Source organism: Microbacterium sp. No. 7 (assembly GCF_001314225.1).
Taxonomy (GTDB): domain Bacteria; phylum Actinomycetota; class Actinomycetes; order Actinomycetales; family Microbacteriaceae; genus Microbacterium.
This window is the reverse complement of the sequence record NZ_CP012697.1, coordinates 546,744-565,406: the sequence shown is the minus strand read 5'-3', so window position 1 is coordinate 565,406 and position 18,663 is coordinate 546,744. Positions and strand designations below refer to the sequence as shown.

Annotated in this window: 18 protein-coding genes; 11 read left to right on the top strand and 7 right to left on the bottom strand. The window is 72.6% G+C overall.

Features of this window, described 5'->3' with window-relative positions; translation table 11 throughout:
* The first annotated feature begins 65 nt into the window (after window positions 1–65).
* Both AOA12_RS02540 and AOA12_RS02535 read left to right on the top strand, forming a co-directional pair.
* Entirely contained in the window at window positions 66–1,655 is a 1,590-nt protein-coding gene (locus AOA12_RS02540; protein ID WP_082405873.1) for an AMP-binding protein, read from the top strand.
* Window positions 1,648–2,868, top strand: coding sequence for an MFS transporter (locus AOA12_RS02535; RefSeq protein WP_054679712.1), 1,221 nt, complete (start codon window positions 1,648–1,650; stop codon window positions 2,866–2,868). The genes AOA12_RS02540 and AOA12_RS02535 overlap by 8 nt, the downstream gene beginning before the upstream one ends.
* A gap of 24 nt (window positions 2,869–2,892) precedes the next feature.
* Here AOA12_RS02535 and AOA12_RS02530 read toward each other — a convergent pair whose 3' ends face one another.
* The 6 genes from AOA12_RS02530 to AOA12_RS02505 are packed head-to-tail and all read right to left on the bottom strand — an operon-like array spanning window position 2,893 to window position 8,034.
* Complete coding sequence (locus AOA12_RS02530) at window positions 2,893–3,951, bottom strand: LLM class flavin-dependent oxidoreductase (protein ID WP_054679709.1); 1,059 nt, start codon at window positions 3,949–3,951, stop codon at window positions 2,893–2,895.
* Entirely contained in the window at window positions 3,948–4,757 is an 810-nt protein-coding gene (locus tag AOA12_RS02525; protein WP_054679706.1) for an SDR family NAD(P)-dependent oxidoreductase, read from the bottom strand. Before AOA12_RS02525 ends, AOA12_RS02530 begins: the two co-directional genes overlap by 4 nt.
* Window positions 4,754–5,128, bottom strand: a complete 375-nt coding sequence (locus tag AOA12_RS02520; protein WP_054679703.1) for a carboxymuconolactone decarboxylase family protein — start codon at window positions 5,126–5,128, stop codon at window positions 4,754–4,756. The genes AOA12_RS02525 and AOA12_RS02520 overlap by 4 nt, the downstream gene beginning before the upstream one ends.
* 2 nt (window positions 5,129–5,130) lie before the next feature.
* On the bottom strand, window positions 5,131–6,402 hold the full coding sequence (locus tag AOA12_RS02515) for an NAD(P)/FAD-dependent oxidoreductase (RefSeq protein ID WP_054679700.1): 1,272 nt from the start codon (window positions 6,400–6,402) through the stop codon (window positions 5,131–5,133).
* Entirely contained in the window at window positions 6,399–6,713 is a 315-nt protein-coding gene (locus AOA12_RS02510) for a 2Fe-2S iron-sulfur cluster-binding protein (RefSeq protein WP_231637162.1), read from the bottom strand. The genes AOA12_RS02515 and AOA12_RS02510 overlap by 4 nt, the downstream gene beginning before the upstream one ends.
* 55 nt (window positions 6,714–6,768) lie before the next feature.
* Window positions 6,769–8,034: a cytochrome P450 gene (locus AOA12_RS02505; RefSeq protein ID WP_054679696.1), complete on the bottom strand. Its 1,266-nt coding sequence runs from the start codon at window positions 8,032–8,034 to the stop codon at window positions 6,769–6,771.
* Between the two features lie 97 nt (window positions 8,035–8,131).
* Between AOA12_RS02505 and AOA12_RS02500 the strand changes: the two genes are divergently transcribed.
* From AOA12_RS02500 to AOA12_RS02470, 7 genes are read left to right on the top strand one after another with little or no spacing between them, the layout of a single operon-like run.
* Window positions 8,132–9,010, top strand: a complete 879-nt coding sequence (locus AOA12_RS02500) for an SDR family oxidoreductase (RefSeq protein WP_054679695.1) — start codon at window positions 8,132–8,134, stop codon at window positions 9,008–9,010.
* Window positions 9,007–9,747 (top strand): enoyl-CoA hydratase/isomerase family protein, encoded by a 741-nt coding sequence (locus AOA12_RS02495; RefSeq protein WP_054679693.1) that lies wholly within the window; start codon window positions 9,007–9,009, stop codon window positions 9,745–9,747. The genes AOA12_RS02500 and AOA12_RS02495 overlap by 4 nt, the downstream gene beginning before the upstream one ends.
* A gap of 10 nt (window positions 9,748–9,757) precedes the next feature.
* Window positions 9,758–10,702: a TIGR03619 family F420-dependent LLM class oxidoreductase gene (locus AOA12_RS02490; protein ID WP_156366364.1), complete on the top strand. Its 945-nt coding sequence runs from the start codon at window positions 9,758–9,760 to the stop codon at window positions 10,700–10,702.
* Entirely contained in the window at window positions 10,699–11,499 is an 801-nt protein-coding gene (locus AOA12_RS02485) for an SDR family NAD(P)-dependent oxidoreductase (RefSeq protein WP_054679687.1), read from the top strand. Before AOA12_RS02490 ends, AOA12_RS02485 begins: the two co-directional genes overlap by 4 nt.
* Window positions 11,496–13,079 carry a class I adenylate-forming enzyme family protein gene (locus tag AOA12_RS02480; RefSeq protein WP_054679683.1) on the top strand — a complete coding sequence of 528 codons (1,584 nt, stop codon included), beginning with the start codon at window positions 11,496–11,498 and terminating at the stop codon, window positions 13,077–13,079. Before AOA12_RS02485 ends, AOA12_RS02480 begins: the two co-directional genes overlap by 4 nt.
* Window positions 13,079–13,873 carry an SDR family NAD(P)-dependent oxidoreductase gene (locus AOA12_RS02475; protein ID WP_054679681.1) on the top strand — a complete coding sequence of 265 codons (795 nt, stop codon included), beginning with the start codon at window positions 13,079–13,081 and terminating at the stop codon, window positions 13,871–13,873. Before AOA12_RS02480 ends, AOA12_RS02475 begins: the two co-directional genes overlap by 1 nt.
* 5 nt (window positions 13,874–13,878) lie before the next feature.
* Entirely contained in the window at window positions 13,879–15,285 is a 1,407-nt protein-coding gene (locus tag AOA12_RS02470) for a phosphotransferase family protein (protein WP_054686754.1), read from the top strand.
* 43 nt (window positions 15,286–15,328) lie between these two features.
* Here the strand turns inward: AOA12_RS02470 and AOA12_RS02465 are convergent, their stop codons facing one another.
* Window positions 15,329–16,378: a DUF7065 domain-containing protein gene (locus AOA12_RS02465; RefSeq protein ID WP_197281040.1), complete on the bottom strand. Its 1,050-nt coding sequence runs from the start codon at window positions 16,376–16,378 to the stop codon at window positions 15,329–15,331.
* Window positions 16,379–16,513: 135 nt separating this feature from the next.
* Between AOA12_RS02465 and AOA12_RS02460 the strand changes: the two genes are divergently transcribed.
* Both AOA12_RS02460 and AOA12_RS02455 read left to right on the top strand, forming a co-directional pair.
* The gene (locus tag AOA12_RS02460; protein ID WP_054679674.1) at window positions 16,514–17,761 is read left to right on the top strand and encodes a hypothetical protein; all 1,248 of its coding nucleotides are present in this window, start codon (window positions 16,514–16,516) and stop codon (window positions 17,759–17,761) included.
* A 41-nt stretch (window positions 17,762–17,802) separates the two neighbouring features.
* Window positions 17,803–18,645: a TIGR03620 family F420-dependent LLM class oxidoreductase gene (locus AOA12_RS02455; protein WP_054679671.1), complete on the top strand. Its 843-nt coding sequence runs from the start codon at window positions 17,803–17,805 to the stop codon at window positions 18,643–18,645.
* Window positions 18,646–18,663 lie beyond the last annotated feature (18 nt).

Sequence of the window (18,663 nt, the reverse complement as noted above, 5' to 3'; positions counted from 1 at the left end):
AAGGTGCACGTGCCGCCCGGCGCGCACGGCCCGTTCTGACGACATCAGAAGGGAACCCCGGCGAAGTGGCCGAGACGAACACGACCATCGACGAGACCTCGACCGTGCCCGAGGCACTCGCGGCGACCAGCCTGTACGACCTTCTCCGCACCGCCGCCGGCGATGCCGGGCAGACCGTGATCGAGTACCGCACGCCCGACGCGCGCACGGATCTCACGGTCGGGCAGCTGCTGTCCCGCGCCGAGCACGTCGCCGCCGGACTGCGCGCCCGCGGCATCCGCGAGGGCGACGTGATCTCCGCGCAGCTCTCCAACCGCCCCGAGGCCACCGTGCTGCAGCTCGCGGCCGTCATCCTCGGCGCGACGCTCGCGCCGATCGTCCCCGTCTTCGGGCCGCGCGACGTCGCCGCCGTGCTGCAGGACGCGCGGCCCGCGCTGTTCGTCACCGAGCGGGGCTGGGGAAAGTTCGACTACCTCGCCGGGCTGGACAGCCTGCCCGCGGGCCTGCTCCCCGAGACCGTCGTCGTCGGGGGCGCCCCGGGCCGCGTCGACTGGGACGACCTCGAGGGCACCGCGGAGCGCGTCTCCGACCTGCCCGCGCTCGACCCCGCCCGGCCGTGCCTCATCATCTACACCTCGGGGTCGACGGGCATGCCCAAGGGCGTCGTGCACACCGTCGGCAGCATCTTCGCCGAGGTGCTCGACTTCGACTACCGCGCGCACGGCGACAGCGATCGCGACGTCTACCTGCAGGGGTCCGCAGCGGGTCACATCGGCGGGTACATGTTCCCGTGGCGTGCGATCCGCTACCGCATGAAGACGATCGTGATGGACGGCTGGAACGCCGCGCTCGCGTGCCGGCTGGTCACCGAGGAGCGCGTGACCGCGATGGTCACGACGCCCTTCCACTCCGTGTCGATGTTCGACACGGCCGATCGGGACGCGAGCGTCGACCTGTCGTCGCTCGCGATGATGATGACCGGCGGCGCGCCCGTCGGCCCCGCGCTCGTCGAGCGCGCCGACCGATACGGCGTCAACATCGTGCGCGCGTACGGCATGAGCGAGCACCCGACGGTCGCGATCGGCGACTGGCGCGACCCCCTCGAGATCCGCGCGTCGACCGACGGCTACCTCACAGGGGACAATCGCATCCGCCTGCTCGACGACGACGATCGCGACGTGCTCGACGGCGACCTCGGCGAGGTCGTCGTCCGCGGCCCCGAGCAGTTCGCGGGCTACACGAACGTGCCGCGTGAGGAGGCGTTCACGGCCGACGGCTGGTATCGCACCGGCGACATCGGCCGCTACGTCGACGGACGGCTGACGATCCTCGACCGCAAGAAGAACATCATCATCCGCGGCGGGGAGAACCTCTCGGCCACCGAGATCGAGGACATCGTCGCGACGCACGCGGCGGTCGCCGAGGTCGGCGTCGTCGGCGTGCCCGACGAGCGGTACGGCGAACGCGCCTGCGCCTTCGTAGTGCTCAACGACGGACACGGCCTCACGCTCGACGATCTGCGCGACCACTTCGTGGGCCAGGGTGCCGCGAAGCAGAAGATCCCCGAGGTGCTGCGCTTCGTCGACGCGCTCCCGCGCACCGGCACCGGCAAGCTGCGGAAGGCGGAGCTGCTGAAGCTTCTCGAAGATGGGTGAGCGGCGCGGGCGGCGCCGGCCGCTCGTGTGGCAGGTCCTCACCAACCCCCACCGCTTCGGCGTCTTCTTCCTGGGATCGGGCCTGTCGAACATCGGCACGTGGTGTCAGAACATCGCGGCCGTCCTGCTCATGTACGAGCTCACCGCATCGACCTTCCTGGTCGGCATGGTCACCGTTTCGCAGTTCTTCGCGCCCTTCGTGCTCGCGCCCGTCGCGGGCGCCGTCGTCGACCGGTTCGACCGGCGCGCGGTGCTCACGGTCGCCCAGATCGCCGCGACGCTCGCAAGCGGCTTCCTCGCCGTGATCACCTTCACAGGCAGCGCCACGGTGCCGCTCGTGCTGCTCGCGATCGGGCTGCTCGGCGTGTGCCAGGCGTTCCACTCCCCCGCGCAGCTGACGATCGTGCCGCTCATCACGGAGCCGAAGGAGCGCGAGATCGCGCTGTCGCTCAACTCCACCCAGTTCAACCTGGCGCGCGCGATCGGCCCCGTCGTCGCGAGCGGGCTGATCCTCCTCGGCGGCGTTCCGCTGGCGTTCGCGTTCAACGCCGTGTCGTACCTGTTCTACGCCACCGCCCTGCAGTTCGTGCGGCCCGGCCCGCAGCCGCGCCCTCCGGGCCGGCCGCGCGTGCGCGACGCCTTCACGGCGATGCGCAAGGCCCCCGTCGTCGTGCTGCTCATCCTCTCGGGCACCGTCATCAGCGGATCGACCGACGTCATCATGACGCTCAGCCCCGCGATCTCGATGCGCCTCGTCGGCACGACCGAGGCCGTGGGCTGGTTCGCGACGGCGTTCGGCATCGGCGCGGTCGGCACCGCGTTCTTCCTCATCCCGTTGCTGCAGCGCTACCGTCGCCGCCTGGTGTGGCTCATGGCGGCGCAGGCCGCCGGCACGATCCTCTTCGCCACGGCACCGAGCCTCTGGCTCTCACTGCTGGGCGCGCTGGTGTGCGGCGGCGCCTTCCTCGCGGGGTCCAACCGGGCACTGTCGATCGTGCAGACGAGCGTCGCACCCGAGGTGCTGGGCCGGGTCACGTCGTTCTGGCTCATGGGCTTCCTCGGGGGCCGCGTGCTCTTCGCCGCTCTCGAGGCGGGCGTCGCGAGCGCCTGGAGCGCCTCGGCGGCCGGCGCCGTCATCGGCGCGATCCTGCTCGCGGCGGCCCTGGCCGTCCGCCTGCTCGCACCGCGGCTGGCGGCGCGCGCCGTGGAGTGATCGCACGGCGAGCGCCGACGCGGATCAGGCCCCGTACGTCGACCGCACATGCGGCACGAGCCGGTCGCGGAAGAACGCGACGGCCTCGTCGAGGGGCGTCGCGAGCCGGAACACGAAGTGGTCGACGCCCGCTGCGACGTACTCGTCGATCTGCCGGATGCAGTCGTCGGCCGAGCCGTAGACGCCCGTGCGCTCGAACGCGCTGTCGGGGATGCCGGCGGCCGCGCGATTGACGTCGGCCTCGGTCTCCTTCGTGATCACCAGATCGCGGTAGCGGTACGTCTCGTCGATCTCCGCGCCGAGTCGGCGCGCCATCGACGGATAGGCGAGCAGCGTACGCTGCGAGCCGACCTTCACGGTCTCCAGGCCCGAGGCGATGTCGTCGGTCAGCGCGAAGCTCGTGTGGTAGACGACCTCGATGTCCTCCGGGCGGCGCCCCGCCTCGACGGCATTGGCGTGGATGTCGGCGAGGTCTTCGGCCAGCAGCTCGGGAGTGAGCATCATGGGCACCCACCCGTCGGCCTCGCGGCCGATGCGCTTGCGCATGAGGGGGCCGTTCGCGGCGTAGTGGATCGCGGGCAGCGGCACGTCGGGCGCGAGCTGCAGAAAGGCGTCCTCGATGTCGAACCGCTCCGACCGGTAGGTGACGGGGGTGTCGGGGCTCGACGCCCAGAGCGCGCGGATGGCCTCGGTCGACTCGGTGACGCGCCGCAGCGGTCGCTCGATCCGCCAGCCGAACGTCGTGAGGTTCTGCGCCTCCCCCGACCCGAACACGAGGATCGGCGGCGCCCCCGTCATCGCCGCGACGGTCGAGAACGCCTGCGCGAGCAGCGCCGGATGACGGCGGTACGGGTCGGTCGCCGCCAGGCCGATGCGCAGCCCCGGCGCCTCGCGCGCGAGATATCCCATCAGCGTGAAGGGCTCGAACACGGGCGCCGACGTCGGGTACCCGTTGAGATGGTCGGCGACCCACACCGAGTCGAGCCCCGACTCGCGGGCGCCGCGCACCTGCGCGATCGGGTACTCGAAGCCGGGAGCGCTGCCGCGCTGGATGTGCAGCCCGAAGGCGGGGACACGGCTCACGACGCCTGCTCCGCGATCGTCTGCTCCATGCGTGCGAGGTGGGCGTTCCAGTCGGAGGCGCGGCCCACGAGGCGCGGCACCACGAGCTCGTCGGTGTAGACCATGAACGTGTCAGCCTCGATCGCGTCGGCGACCTGTCCGCCGACGTCGTCGGCGTCGCGCGCGACGAACTCCGGTCCGGGCCCGCGCGTCACGGTCGGCGGGCCGAACTCGCGACGCGACGCGCCGATGTTGGTGCGCACGGGTCCGGGGCACACGAGGGTGACCGAGATGCCCTGCGGTCGCAGGTAGAGCGCCAGCCCCTCCGAGATCTGCACGATCGCGGCCTTCGACGCCGCGTAGGGCAGCCGGTCGTACGAATACGTGTACAGGCCCGCGAACGAGGCCGTGTTCACGATGTGTCCGCGGCCGCGCTCCTGGAAGTAGGGGATGAACACGAGATTGCTGCGCACGACCGAGAACAGGTTGATGTCGAGGATGCGCCGCCACTCCTCCTCGGGCAGGTGCTCGGGGAGGCCACGGGTGAGCACGCCGACGTTGTTCATGACGACGTCGACGGCGCCGTACGCGTCGATCGCGCGGTCGCGCAGCGCCTCGAACGCGCCCTCGTCCGAGACGTCGGCCGTCACGCCGATCGCACGGTGGCCGGCCTGCACGAGCTCGGCGACGGCGGCGTCGACGGCGGCGCCGTCGATGTCGGCCACGACGACGTTCGCGCCGCGCCGCGCGAGGGCGCGCGCCGTGCCCAGGCCGATGCCGCTCGCGCCGCCCGTGACGATCGCGGTCGCGCCGCGGGCCGCCGTCACGAGAGCTCGCTCTCGTCGAACTCGGCGAGCGCCTCGCGCGCGACGCGGCGGGCCGTGGCCGCCGCCGGGAAGCCCGCGTAGCCGGAGAGGTGGTAGACGACCTCCTCGAGCTCCTGCACCGAGAGCCCGTTGCGCCGGGCGATCTGGACGTGCAGGCCGAACTCGTCGGTCGCGCGCAGGGTCGCGAGGACGGCAAGCGTGACGAGGCTGCGGTCGCGCCGGCTGAGCCCGGGTCGCGTCCACAGGTTGCCGAACACGTTCTCCCAGCTCAGCGCCTGGATCTCGCTGCCGAACGCCTCCGGGTCGGGCGTCTGAGGGGTGCGGACCATCTCGGCGTGCAGCTGCTTTCCTCGTTCGAATGCGGACGTCATCGTCATGCTCTCCTCGGTTGCGCGCTCTCGGGGCTCTCCACGATCGCGTCTTTGATGGCCACGGCGGGATCCCGCAGCAGGTCCTCGTCGACCGCCTGCCGTGCGGCGACGAGACGCTTGGCCGCGACGAAGTCGCGGGGGCTGCCGACGACGTCGGCGGCGCACAGGCGATCGCCCTGCAGGTAGAGCACCGTGATGTGCTCGTCGCCGGGTCCGCCGCCGCGCACGACGACGCGGTCATGGTGCGTCCACAGGCCGACCGACTGCAGCTTGTGTTCGTACTGGTCCGACCAGAACCACGGGATCGCGTCGTTCGGCCTGGGGCTGCCGACGATGACGCCGGCGACGGTGCGTGCCTGCTCGGCGGCGTTGGGCACCGACTCGAGCCGTCGCGTGCCGTCGGACTGCGGGTCGGGCTGGCGGGAGATGTCGCCGATCGCGAAGACGTCGGCGGCCGACGTGCGGCAGAGCGCGTCGACGACGACGCCGTTGTCGACGCGCAGGCCGGCCGTCTCGGCGATCTCGGTCTCGGGCACGAGGCCGATGCCGACGACGAGCACGTCGGCGTCGATGCGCCCGCCGCCCTCGACGTGCACGGCTACGACGCGGCCGTCGCCGTCGAGCTCGACGTCGTCGATGCGCGTGTCGAGCCGCACCTCCACGCCCTCCGCGCGGTGCAGCCGCAGGAAGAAGTCCGACAGCTCGGGGCCGGCGACGCGCGCGAGCAGACGTGGCGCCATCTCCACGATGGTCACGTGCATGCCGCTGCGACGCGCGACCGACGCCGTCTCGAGGCCGATGTAGCCCCCGCCGATGACGACCATGCGCGCGTCGCCGCGGATGTCGGGACGCAGCCGGTCGATGTCGGCGATCGTGCGGATGTAGTGGACGTTCGGGGCGGCGTCGACGTCGTCTCGGCCGAGCCGCCGCGGGCGGCCGCCGGTCGCGAGCACGAGCGAGCCGTATCGCCGCACCGAGCCGTCGTCGAGCACGGCCTCGTGCGCCCCGGGGTCGATCGAGACGATCTCGCGGCCGAGCTCGAGCGCGATGCCGTTGCTCTCGAAGAACGCAGGCGGGCGCAGCAGCAGGTTCTCCTCGGTGCTCTTGCCCAGCAGGTAGTCCTTCGACAGGGGCGGGCGCGAGTAGGGCAGGTGCCGCTCGCGGCCCACGATCTCGATGGTGCCGGCGAACTTCGCCATCCGCAGCGCCGCGGCGCACTCCAGGCCCGCCTGGCCGGCCCCGACGATCAGCACGTCGGCGTGTCGCTCGCTCATTCCTGCTCCTCCGGCACCGTGACCACGAGCCCGTCGAGCTCGTCGACGAGCACGATCTGGCACGAGAGGCGGCTGCACTCCGTGGCCGGCACGGCCGTGAGCTCGAGCATCTCCTCCTCCTCGGGCTCCTTCTCGCCTACGCGCTCGAGCCACTCCTCGTCGACGAAGACGTGGCACGTCGCGCACGTGAGGCCGCCGCGGCAGTCGGCGACGATGCCCGGGACGCCGGCGGCGATCGCCGCGGACATCACGCTGTCCCCGCGGGAGGCCTCGACCTCCGACGACGCGCCGTCGGGCTGGATGTATGTCACGCGTGGCACTGTTCGGCTCCCTCGTTCGCTCGACGACCACTCATCTCCCGGCCGCTCACCTCGTCGAGACGAGGAGCCGCTCGGGGCCCCATTGCACGAACGTGGCGCGGTTGACGACCTCGCCCGAGATGCGGACGTCAGGGTGCCGCTCGAAGAGCGCGGCGAGCGCCGCCTCGGCGTCGAGCCGGAAGAGCCACTGACCGAGGCACGTGTGCACGCCGAACCCGATGCCGATGTGCTGGCGCGCGTTCTTGCGGCGGATGTCCATGACCTCGCCGTTCTCGAACTTGTCCGAGTCGTGGTTGCCCGAGGCGAGCAGCAGGCGCACCGTCTCGTTCTCGCGCACGGGGAAGCCGGCGATCTCGGTGTCGGTCGTCGCGACGCGGTGGATCGCCTGGATCGAGGAGCGGTAGCGGATGAACTCCTCGATGGCGGGACGGATGAGCGTCGGGTCCTCGAGCAGCGCCTGGCGCTGCTCGGGATACTCCTCCAGGGCGACGAGGGCGTTGGCGATGAGCGTGTTCGTGTTGCCGCTCACGAGCATCTGGACGAAGATCGCCACGAGCTCGGTGTCGGTCAGGTAGACGCCGTCGTCGTCCTGCGCGTTCACAAGCTCCGAGATGAGGTCGGTGCCGCCCGGGTGCGCGCGGGCGTGGTCGATCAGCTGCTGCACGTACTCCGAGAACGAGACGAGCGCGTCGTAGGCCTCGTCGGTGTTGGCGTACGCCGAGCTGATGCCCTGCGTGATCGTCGCCCCCCACGCGCGCAGCCGCGGGGCATCCTCGCGGGGCACGTTGAGGATGTGGCAGATCGCGCGGAACGGCACATAGAACGAGTAGTCGCCGATGAGGTCGAACTCGTCGTCGCCGCGTGCGTCGATCTCGTCGAGCAGCTCGTACGCGAAGTCGAAGATCGTCTCGCGCAGCTCGGCGATGCGCTTGGCCGAGAACGTCTCCGCCACGAACCGGCGCAGCCGTGCGTGCGCGGGGTCGTCCATGAGCGGCAGCTGGCGCGAGTCGTGCTCGAGGATGCGCCGGTACTTCGGGATCTGCTCGCCCTGCAGCGTGGCGAGCCGAGCCTCGACCTGCGAGCCCTGCGCACGCTGCGAGGTGAAGGTCTCGGTGTCGCGGAGCACGTTCTTGATGTCGTCGTAGCGCGAGACCGACACCATGGGCCCCACGCGCAGCACGGGAGCGTGCTCGCGCATCCGCCGGTACAGCGGATAGGGGTCGGCGAGCAGCCCGGGGTCAAGCGCGTAGAGCTTCCCGAGATCCTGCTCGATCCGCGCCACCGCGCTCTCGTCGTCACCGTTCTCAGACACCGCTGCCTCCTCACCGTCCTCGTTCCGCCACGCGATTCGATGTGGCGATATGGCTATATTAGTTACATATTGTGCCACGGATGGAACGAGGACGATCATGACCGGGCTCGCCGCTCCCCCGCCCCTGGGCGCCACCCCTCTGCCACCGGGCTCCTTCGACGGGAGGACGGTGCTCGTCACGGGCGGCGGAACGGGGATCGGCAAGGCGATCGCCACCGAGTTCGGCCGCCTGGGCGCCGCCGTCGCGGTCGCCGGCCGCGACCCCGGCCACCGCGCGGCCGGCGTGCGCGCCGTCGAGGAGGCGGGCGGGCGCGCCCTCGGGATCGAGGTCGACGTGCGCGAGCCCGATGCGATCGCCGCGGCCTTCGACGCCGTCGAGGCCGAGCTCGGCACCGTCTCGGTGCTCGTGAACAACGCCGCCGGCAACTTCCCGGCGCTGGCCCGCGAGCTCTCGCCCGGCGGCTGGCGCGCCGTGACGTCGATCGTGCTCGACGGCACGTACTTCTGCTCGCGCGAGTTCGCGCGGCGCCTCATCGACAGGGAGCAGGACGGCTCGATCGTGAGCATCGCGGCCACCTACGCCTGGACCGGCGGCCCCGGCACGGCGGCCTCGGCCGCCGCGAAGGCCGGCGTCGTCAACCTCACGCAGTCCCTCGCCGTCGAATGGGCGCCGTGGGGCATCCAGGTCAACGCGATCGCACCCGGCCTGTTCCCGCACTCCGACCACGTCTCCGCCATGCGCAGCGCCCGACCCGACGGGTACGCCGCGGAGGGCGGGCGCATCCCCGCGGGCCGCACCGGCGAGGTGCGCGAGCTCGGCTGGGCCGCCGCGCTGCTGTGCAGCCCCTACCTGCGCTACGTCACGGGGCACACGCTCGTCGTCGACGGCGGCAACTGGCTGCGCCGCGGCCTGCGGATGCCCGAGTTCGTCAGCGTCGACGAGCAGATCGCGCAGATGAAGGCGGGCGAGGGATGACCGACGACGACCTCGCCCTCCTCGACCGCCGCAACGGCGTCGCGATCCTCTCGTTCAACCGCCCCGAGAAGCACAACGCCACGAACAACGCGCTCGTGCGCCGCTGGTGGGAGCTGTTCCTCACCGCCCTCGGCGACGACGAGGTCCGGGTCGTCCTGCTGCGCGGCGAGGGCCGGTCGTTCTCGTCGGGTCGCGACACGAGCGAGCTCGGCCGGCGGGACCCGGGCGACTCCGACTTCGCGTTCGTGCGCCGCGCGCAGCAGCGCGCGCTCACGCGCCTGGAGAGCCCCAAGCCGATCGTCGCGGCGCTCAAGGGCTACGTCCTCGGCGGCGCGTTCGAGACCGCCCTCACCGCCGACATCCGCGTCGCCGACAGCACCGCCGTGATGGCCCTCCCCGAGATCCGCCACGGCATCATGCCCGACACCGGCGGCGTCACGCTCACGACCAAGCTCGCCGGCTCATCGCGCGCGAAGTACCTCGCGATGACGGGCGACCGCATCACCGCCGCTCAGGCCCTCGACTGGGGGCTCGTCGACATCCTCGTCGAGCCCGCGGAGCTCGACGACCGCACCCTCGCCCTGTGCGAGCGCATCGCCCACGGCCGTCCCGAGGCCCTCGCGATGATCAAGCAGACGGCCGAGACGAGCGAGTCGGGGAGCGTGCGCGCGGGATTCGCCGCGGAGCTGTTCGGGCAGACGGCGCTCTTCGCGACCCGCCCGCCGCGAGAGGAGTGACGGGACGCCCGTGAGATTCTCGCTGACCATGCCCAACAACACCCGCGTCCGCGCCCTCGCGCAGCCGTGGGAGCTCGGCGTCGGCCCCGACCAGATCGTGGTGGCCGCGCGTCAGGCGGAGGCGCTCGGGTTCCACAGGATCACCGTGGGCGAGCACCTGACGATCCCGGCATCGCACGTCGAGGCGTCCGGCAGCCACTACATGCACGCGACGACCGCGCTCGGCTTCCTCGCGGGCGCGACCTCGCGCATCCGGATCGGGTCGAACGTGACGCTCCTCGCCCTGCAGCACCCCATCGTGCAGGCCAAGCAGTGGGCCGTGCTCGACTGGCTCAGCGGCGGACGCGCCGACTGCCTGATCGGCGTCGGCTGGCTCGAGGACGAGTTCGACGCCCTCGGCGTCGACTTCCACCGCCGGGGCCGCCTCACCGACGAGCATGTCGAGGCGATGATCGAGATCTGGACGCGACCGGTCGCCGGCTTCGCGGGCGCCTCGGTGCGGTTCGACGGCGTCACGAGCGAGCCGAAGCCCGTGCAGCGGCCGCACGTGCCCCTCGGCTTCGCGGGGGACACCGACGCCACCGTGCGCCGCATGGCACGATGGGGGACGACGTGGTCGCCGTTCCAGACCCCGCCCGAGCAGATCCCGCGACGCCTCGACGAGATCCGCTCGCATCCGCAGTACCACGGCCGGCCGGTCGACGTCTTCCTGTCGATGTCGACGCTGAAGATCGCCGACGGGCACCGGCCCAAGCCGACGGGCCTTGACTTCGACACGTGGGACGCCGACGAGTTCGGCGACATCATCGGCTGGCTCGCGGGGCTCGGCGTGACCGAGGTCGCCCCCACGATCCCCGCCGTACGCGACTTCTCCCACTATCTCGACCGCCTGGCGTGGATCTCGGAGGAGATCATGCCGCGGTTCCCCGATCCCCCCGCGGAGGAATCCCGATGACCGACTATCCTGAGAAGACCTACGTCGAGCAGAACGCCCTCGACTACGCGGGCCGCATCCGGCTCGACGGGCGCCACGTGCTCGTGCTCGGCGCCGGCGCCGGCATCGGCCGGCAGACGGCGTTCGCGATGGCCGACCTGGGCGCGCACGTGTCGTGCGTCGATCGCGACATCGCTCGCGCCGAGGCCATCGCCGCCGAGATCGGTGGCGTGCCGATCAGCGCCGACGCCACGACGCACGAGGGGATCGTGCAGATCCTGCGCACCGCGACCGACCGGCTCGGCCCCCTGCGCGGCGTCGCCGACATCATCGGGATCGCGCACCACGCGCCCCTCACCGAGACCGGCGCGGCGGTCTTCCAGGACATGGCCCGGTTCAACCTGCAGCACGCCTACCTGCTGCTGGCCGAGCTGCCCGCCTACGTCGACGAGGCCGGCGCCTCCGTCGCCTTCGTGTCGTCGATCTCGGGCCTCCGATCGGCGCCGCTGCACGCCGCATACGGGGCGATGAAGGCCGGGCTCATCAACCTCGTCGGCTCCGCGGCCGTCGAGCTCGGCCCGCGCATCCGCGTCAACTCGGTCGCCCCCGGGCAGACCCGCACCGAACGCATGGTCGCGCGACACCAGGACGACGACGGCTACTGGCAGCGGTCGCGCGAGGTGCCCGCGGGACGCATCGGCGAGACCGACGACATCGCGTCGGCGCTCCTGTACTTCGTCAGCGACCTCTCCTCGTGGGTGACCGGGCAGACCCTCGTGGTCGACGGCGGCGCCGGGCGGATGTACCAGTACCGATGAGCGCCGCCGACCAGCCGACCCTCGCCGAGGTCGTGACCCGCGCCGCCGCGGCGGCGGCCGGCGTGCCCCTCGTCTTCGTCAGCCGCGACGGGCGCCGCCGCCTCACGCTCGGCGAGCTGATCGAGCGATCGCGACGCGTCGCGGGCGGCCTCGCGGCACGCGGGGTCGCCCGCGGGGACCGCGTCGCCGTGCAGCTGCCGAGCACCCCCGAGCAGGCGAGCGTGCAGATCGCCTGCGCCCTGCTCGGAGCCGTGTACGTGCCCGTCGTGCCGCTGTTCGGCGCCGCGGAGCTCGCGGCCATGCTGTCCGACGCGCGGCCACGCGTGCTCGTGACCGGCACGCGCTGGCGCGGCGTCGACTTCGACGACGTGCTCGCGGGGATCGAGCCCGGCCTGCTGCCGCCGCACGTCGTGCGCGTCGGCGCCGCCCCCGGCGCGGGCACGTCGTTCTCCGACCTTTGCGAGGCACCCGCGCTGGCCGAGGCCGCGCGGTGCGATCCCAGCGACGACTGCCTCATCATCTACACCTCGGGCAGCTCCGACGCCCCCAAGGGCGTCGTGCACACGCACTCCTCGGTGCTGCACGAGGCGCGGGAGTGGCAGTACCTGCCCGCCGAGACCGACCCCGCGTCCGTCCAGATCCTGCAGGCGACCGGAGCGGGCCACATCGGCGGCTTCATGTACCTCGTGCGGGCGCTGCGGCACGGCGTCGGCACGTGCGTGCTCGACTGGTGGGACGCGGAGCTCGCGCTGCAGTGTCTCGTCTCGGAGGACATCTCGGTGCTGCCCTGCACGACCCACCACCTCGCGACCGTGCTCGACCTCGCCGAGCAGCGCGGCGCCGACCTGAGCAGGCTCGCCCGCGTCGTGCTCGGCGGCGGCCCCGTGCCCCCCGCGCTCATCCGGCGCGCCGACCGCGCCGGTGTGGTCGCCGTGCGCGCCTACGGGCTGAGCGAGCATCCGACCGCGACGATCGGCCGCTTCGACGACCCGCTGGAGGTCCGCGAGAGCTCGGAGGGTCGCGCGAACGCGTGGTCGCGGGTCCGCGTCGTCGACGACGCGGGCCGCGACGCGGCGCCGGGAGAGGTCGGCGAGATCCTGCTGCGCGGCGGCGAGCAGTGCGTGCGGTACACGAACCGCCCGCGCGAGGAGGCGTTCACCGCCGACGGCTGGCTGCGCACGGGCGACCTCGGCGTCCTCGACGTCGACGACCGCCTCACCGTCGTCGACCGCAAGAAGAACATCATCATCCGCGGTGGCGAGAACATCTCGGTCGCCGAGGTCGAGCGCGAGGTCTCCCGGCATCCCGGTGTCGCCGAGGTCGCCGCGTTCGGCATCCCGCACGACACGCTCGGCGAGGTCGTGTGCGCGTCGGTCGTGCTCCGCGACGGCGCGGACGCCTCGCCCGACGGCATCCGGCGCTTCCTCGCCGAGCACGGCGTCGCGCGACAGAAGATCCCCGCCGACATCGACGTCGTCGCGGAACTGCCCAAGGGCGGTCTGCAGAAGATCCGCCGCAACGCCGTGCGCCAGAGCTACCTCGACCGTCGCGCACGGCTCTCCCCCGAAAGGAAACCCTGATGTCCGAACTCATCGACTCCCTGCTCGTCCCCGGACGCGTCGCCATCGTCACCGGCGGTGGCAGCGGCATCGGCCAGGAGACCGCCCTCGTCCTCGCCGCCGCGGGCGCGCACGTCGTGGCCACCGACGTCAGCGAGGCCGGTCTCCGGGCCACCGCCGACCGCGCCGCCGCGGCGGGCCACGCCGTCGAGACCCGCACGCTCGACGTGACCGACGCCGCGGCGGTCGACGCCGCCGTCGCCGACGTCGTCGCGACGCACGGCCGGCTCGACATCATCGTCAACGCCGCCGGCATCCTCGTGATGCGCGACACCCTCGACGTGACGCCCGACGAGCTCGACCGCGTCATGGCCGTCAACCTCAACGGCACCTTCTATGCGTGCCAGTCGGCCGCGCGGCGCATGGGCGACGGCGGCCGCATCATCAACCTCGCGTCGGCGATCATCGACCGCCCGAGCACCCGCCGCATCACCTACGCGATGTCGAAGGGCGCCGTCGTGCAGCTGACCCGCGCCTTCGCGCTCGAGCTCGCGCCGCAGGGCATCCGCGTCAACGCGATCGCCCCCGGCTGGGTCGAGACGGGCATCAACGCGCAGCACTGGACGAACCCCGACGGCACGATCGACGAGGACAGGCGCGCCGCCTACATCGCCGAGAAGGCCGCCGCGTCGCCCCTGAAGACGGTCGGCAGCACGCGCGACATCGCCCTGACCGCGCTGCACCTCGCCTCGGCGGCCGGATCGTTCGTCTCCGGCCAGGTCGTGCGGGTCAACGGCGGATCGATCATGGTGTGACGACGATGACGACGACCGGCAACGACGACGCGGGGCTCCCGCTCGATCCCGGCCTCGTGGCCTGGATCGAGCGGGAGGCCCGCGGCACGCTCACGCGGCTCGACCGCGTGCCCGGGGGCGCGCGGCACGAGGCGTGGTTCATCGACGTGCGGCGGCCCGACGGCGAGGTCGACGAGCTCTTCCTGCGCCGCACGCCCATCGACCCGTCCGAGACCGACGACCCGTTCACGCTGCACGACGAGGCGCAGGTCTACCGCGCGCTCGCCGGCTCCGCCGTCCCCGTGCCGAGGATCGTCGCGGTGCACCCCGAGCAGCAGGCCGTGATCTCGACGCGCGTCGGCGGCGCGACCTGGTTCTCGCAGCTGCGCGACCCCGACGCCCGCGAGCGCGTCGCCGCCGACTTCATGCGTATCCTCGCGGGCCTCCACGCGATCGACGCGACGACGATCCCGCTCCCCCAGGGCGATCCGTCGGCCGGCCTGCGCGCGCTCGTCGGCCAGGAGCTCGACCGCTGGGAGGCCTTCTACCGCAGCGGCCCCGCGCCCGCCGACCCGCTCGTCGAGCTCGGGCTCGCGTGGCTCCGCGCGCGGGTCCCCGACGCCGACGGCCCCGTCGTGCTCGTGCAGGGCGACACGGGGCCGGGCAACTTCCTCTACACGCCGGAGGGCGTCACGGCCGTGCTCGACTGGGAGCTCGCGCATTTCGGCGACCCGCACGACGACCTGGCATGGGTCTCGACCCGCGCCGTGCAGGAGCCGTTCACCGACTTCGCCGCGCGGCTGCGCGACTACGAGCGCGCGGCCGGCCGGCCCGTCGACCGCGACCGCATCCGCTACTACCGCGTGTTCTCCGAGCTGCGGATCGTGATCATCAACCACCACAAGATCGGCACCGTCTCGCCGCTCAGCGAGGTCGGCAACGCGATCATCTACTCGACGCTGCACCGCCGGCTGTTCGTCGAGGCGCTCGCGACGTGCGAGGGCGTGCCGCTCGCGCCGGGCGAGCCGCTGCCCGCCGCCGAGACCGACCTCGACTGGTGGTACGACGCGGCGATCGCGCAGATCGGCGAGATCATCGTGCCGCACAGCACCGACCGGTTCGTCGTCCAGCGGTCGAAGAGCCTCGCGCGCATCGTGAAGTTCCTGCGCGAGTCGCACCGCCTCGCGCCGACCGTCGACCGCCGGGACGCCGAGACCCTCGCGTCGCTCATGGGGCGTCCGGTCGACTCCGCCGCAGCGGGACGCGCGGAGCTCGCCGCGAGGATCCGCGCGGGCGGCCTCGGCGACCCCGGCGAGACGCGGCGCCTCATCGCGGCCCTCGGCGAGCTCGTCGATCGCGAGACGCAGGTGCGCGCCCCCGCGATGGGCGCGCTCGCGCGCCGGCACTTCGACCCCCTCGGCGACGAGTCCTGACGCACGTGCGCGGTGAGGTCGCGCCCGCCCCGCGGGCGCGACCTCACCGCGTGTGCGCGCGCAGCGCGTCGAGCATCGCCCGCCAGTGCGCGGGACGCCAGCCGTCCTGGTCCTCGCCCCACGCGACCCGGCCGTCGACGTCCCACCGCAGGAGCGCGTTCGCGCCGGTCTGGTTCTCGCACATCCAGCTCACGGCGTGGCCCTCGGCCTCCATCCGCCGGCCGTCGGCGTCGCGGAGGTCGAGGAGGATGTGGGAGGTCCACCCCGTGACGGGGTCGCGGAGCACGAGCGCGCGACTGGCCGCCCCGTCGAGCGGGCGGAGCCCTCCGTCGCGCAGCAGCCACCCGACGGTCATGGGCGTCCATCCCGAGACGTCCCCGTGCGGCACGCGCAGGAAGCCCAGGAAGCCCGTGCTCCCGTCGACGTGCCCGAAGACGTACTGGATCCGCCCGCGCCCGCCCTGCCTCTCGATCTCGCGCCAGAGCGGCCCGCCGGGATTCCTCACGGCGTGCTCGCGCGGGGCGGCGGAGGCGTCGCCGTGCGAGTGGTGGCCCTTGCGCGGCCCCCACGTGCGATCGCGCACCGAATGGCAGTCGACGGCGATCCGCTCGCCGCGCACGGTGAGCTCGCCCGTGATCCGGCCGAGCTGGTCGAGGTGCACGTTGTCGAACATCGGCGCGACGCCCGGGGGGAACCGGCGCGGCGGATGCACGCCGTCGAACCGCACGTCGAGCCCGAAGCGCGCCTCGGGGTCGGAGTAGGTGAGCTCGTAGCTCGTGAGCGGCTCGAGCATCCGCACGCCGTAGCCGCCGGCGGGGAAGCGGATGTCGCGGAGGTCGGCGTCGTCCGGCAGCGGCACGGCGGCGGCCTTGCGGTAGTACAGCAGCCGTCCGGGATCGGCGCCCGCGGGGTCCCACGCGAAGACGCGCCAGTCGACCGTCCCCCGGGCGGGATGCCGGGCGGCGTGCAGCCACAGCCCGATGCGGCGCTCGGGCACGTTGAGCGACCACCAGTTGGTCTCGGTCTGCCAGTGGTCGTCGGGCAGCTCGTGATAGCGGTCGTCCTCGGGCCCGAACCCCGTGCTCTCGTCCACCGGCGCGGCCCTCCCTCGTGCAGCTGACAGGCGTCATCCCCGACGCTACCCCACCCTCTCACAAACATCTATCTGATATACCTGTTTAATGATCCCGCCGATCGAGATCCGGTCGGCACCCGGACCGGAGGCATCATGCATCGCACAGCGACCCGAGCGGCCGCACTGACCGCTCTCGCCCTCGCGGGAGCCCTCGCCCTCGCATCGTGCTCGAACGCGGGCGACGGCGGCGACACGCCCGACGACGCGTCCGGCGTGTCCTTCGGAGCGACGATCGAGGAGTACCGGGCCGCGTTCGAGGACGTCGAGCCCATCACGCTGCGCATGCAGGTCGATCAGGGCCCCGGCGGCGAGGGCAACAAGGGCCGCATCGCGTACGCGGAGGCCCTCGAGGAATGGTCGGACGGAAAGATCACGGTCGAGATCGGCGAGGCGAACGCCTTCGTCCCCGACGCGTCGCAGTGGGCGGCAGCGTACCGCGACGGCCGCCTCGACATCGGCCTCCTCCTCCCCAGCTACACGCCCGAGGTCTTCCCCCTGAACTCCGCGGTCTCCGACGCGTCGATCATCGTCGGCAGCCGCCCCGCCGAGACGCTCGTCTCGTCGGGATGGATGTCACAGGTCGTCGCCGACGACGACGCCCTCGTGCAGGAGTTCACCGACGAGGGCATCCACCCCCTCGTCCCGGCGATGCCCGCGAGCTCGACGACGATCCTCGTCTGCAGCGAGCCGGGCACGACGCTGGCCGACTTCAGCGGGCGCTCCGCGTCGGTGAGCGGCTACGGCAAGACCGCGCAGGTGCAGGCGCTCGGCATGAACGCGGTCTCGATGCCCTTCACCGATCAGTACGAGGCGCTCGAGCGCGGCGTCATCGACTGCGCGGCCACGAGCCCGCAGGCCACCCAGGCGGGCGGCCTCGAGCCGCTCGTGCCGTACGGCATCGCCGACACCCAGGTCTCGCTCACGACGACGTCGTCGTCGTTCGTCGCGGGCAGCGTGTGGGACGACCTGCCCCTCGTCGCACGGCAGCTGCTGTTCGACCGCCTCGACGTGCTGCTCGCCGTCGACGTCCCGGCCGCGGCCACGCGCGTCGCGCAGCTCGCCGACGCCCTCGAGGCCGCCGGCGGCGGATTCGAGGAGTTCGGCGCCGACGCCCGCGCCGTCATCACGGAGACGAACGAGCGCCTGCTCGCCGAGATCGGCGACACGGGCGCCGACGTCGGCGCCTTCGAGGCCGCCCGCGACCGCTGGAACGGGATCGTCTTCGACGAGCTGGGCGTCTACGACGGACCCGACGTGCGCGCGTTCGTCGCGCAGGTCGACGCGGCCCGCTGGGCCGACGCGCTGCTCGAGACGGCCCTCCAGCCGCTGCGGCCCGAGTGAGCCGAGGGCCGGGCGAGACGAGCGGACCAGGAGGAGCGGCCATGTCGTGGACGGAACGACTCGGCGCCGTCGGCGTGTGGCGGTCGCTGCGCGACACGGACCCTGGGCTCGCGCCCGCCGTGGAGGAGCTCGGCTACCGCACGCTCTGGCTCGGCGGCTCGCCGCCGGCCGACCTGGCGGCCGTCGAACGGCTCCTCGAGACGAGCGAGCGGCTGATCGTCGGCACGAGCGTCGTCAACATCTGGCTGGCCGACGCCGCCGAGCTCGCCGACGCGTACCATCGCGTCACGCAGCGGTTCCCCGAGCGGCTGATCCTGGGCATCGGCTCGGGGCATCGCGAGGCCGTGCCGGGGCGCATCCGCCCGCTCGAGGCGATGTCGCGCTACCTCGACGTGCTCGACGAGCGCGACGTGCCGGCCGGCGCCCGCGTGCTGTCGGCGCTCGGGCCGCGCATGAGCGCGATCGCGCGATCGCGCAGCGCGGGCACCATCCCCTATCTGACCACCGCCGCCCAGACGAGCGCGGCGCGAGCGACGCTCGGCCCCGGCGCGCTCGTCGCGCCCGAGCAGACCGTGCTGCTCGATCCGGATGCCGGAAGCGGCCGCGACGCCGCCCGCCGGTTCCTCGCGCGCTACCTCGGCATGAGCAACTACACGACCTCGATGAGGCGCGCGGGGTTCTCGGAGCACGACGTCGCCGGCGAGGGCAGCGACGCGCTGGTCGACGCGATCGTCGCGCACGGCGACGCCGCGGCGATCGCCCGGGCGGTGCGCGACCATCTGGGCGCCGGCGCCGATCATGTGTGCGTGCAGGTGCAGCCCGCATCCGCCGACCCGCTCGCGGTGCTCGACCCGCTCGCGGCGGATCGCACGGGCCTCGTATAGTGATATTATTTGACCAGA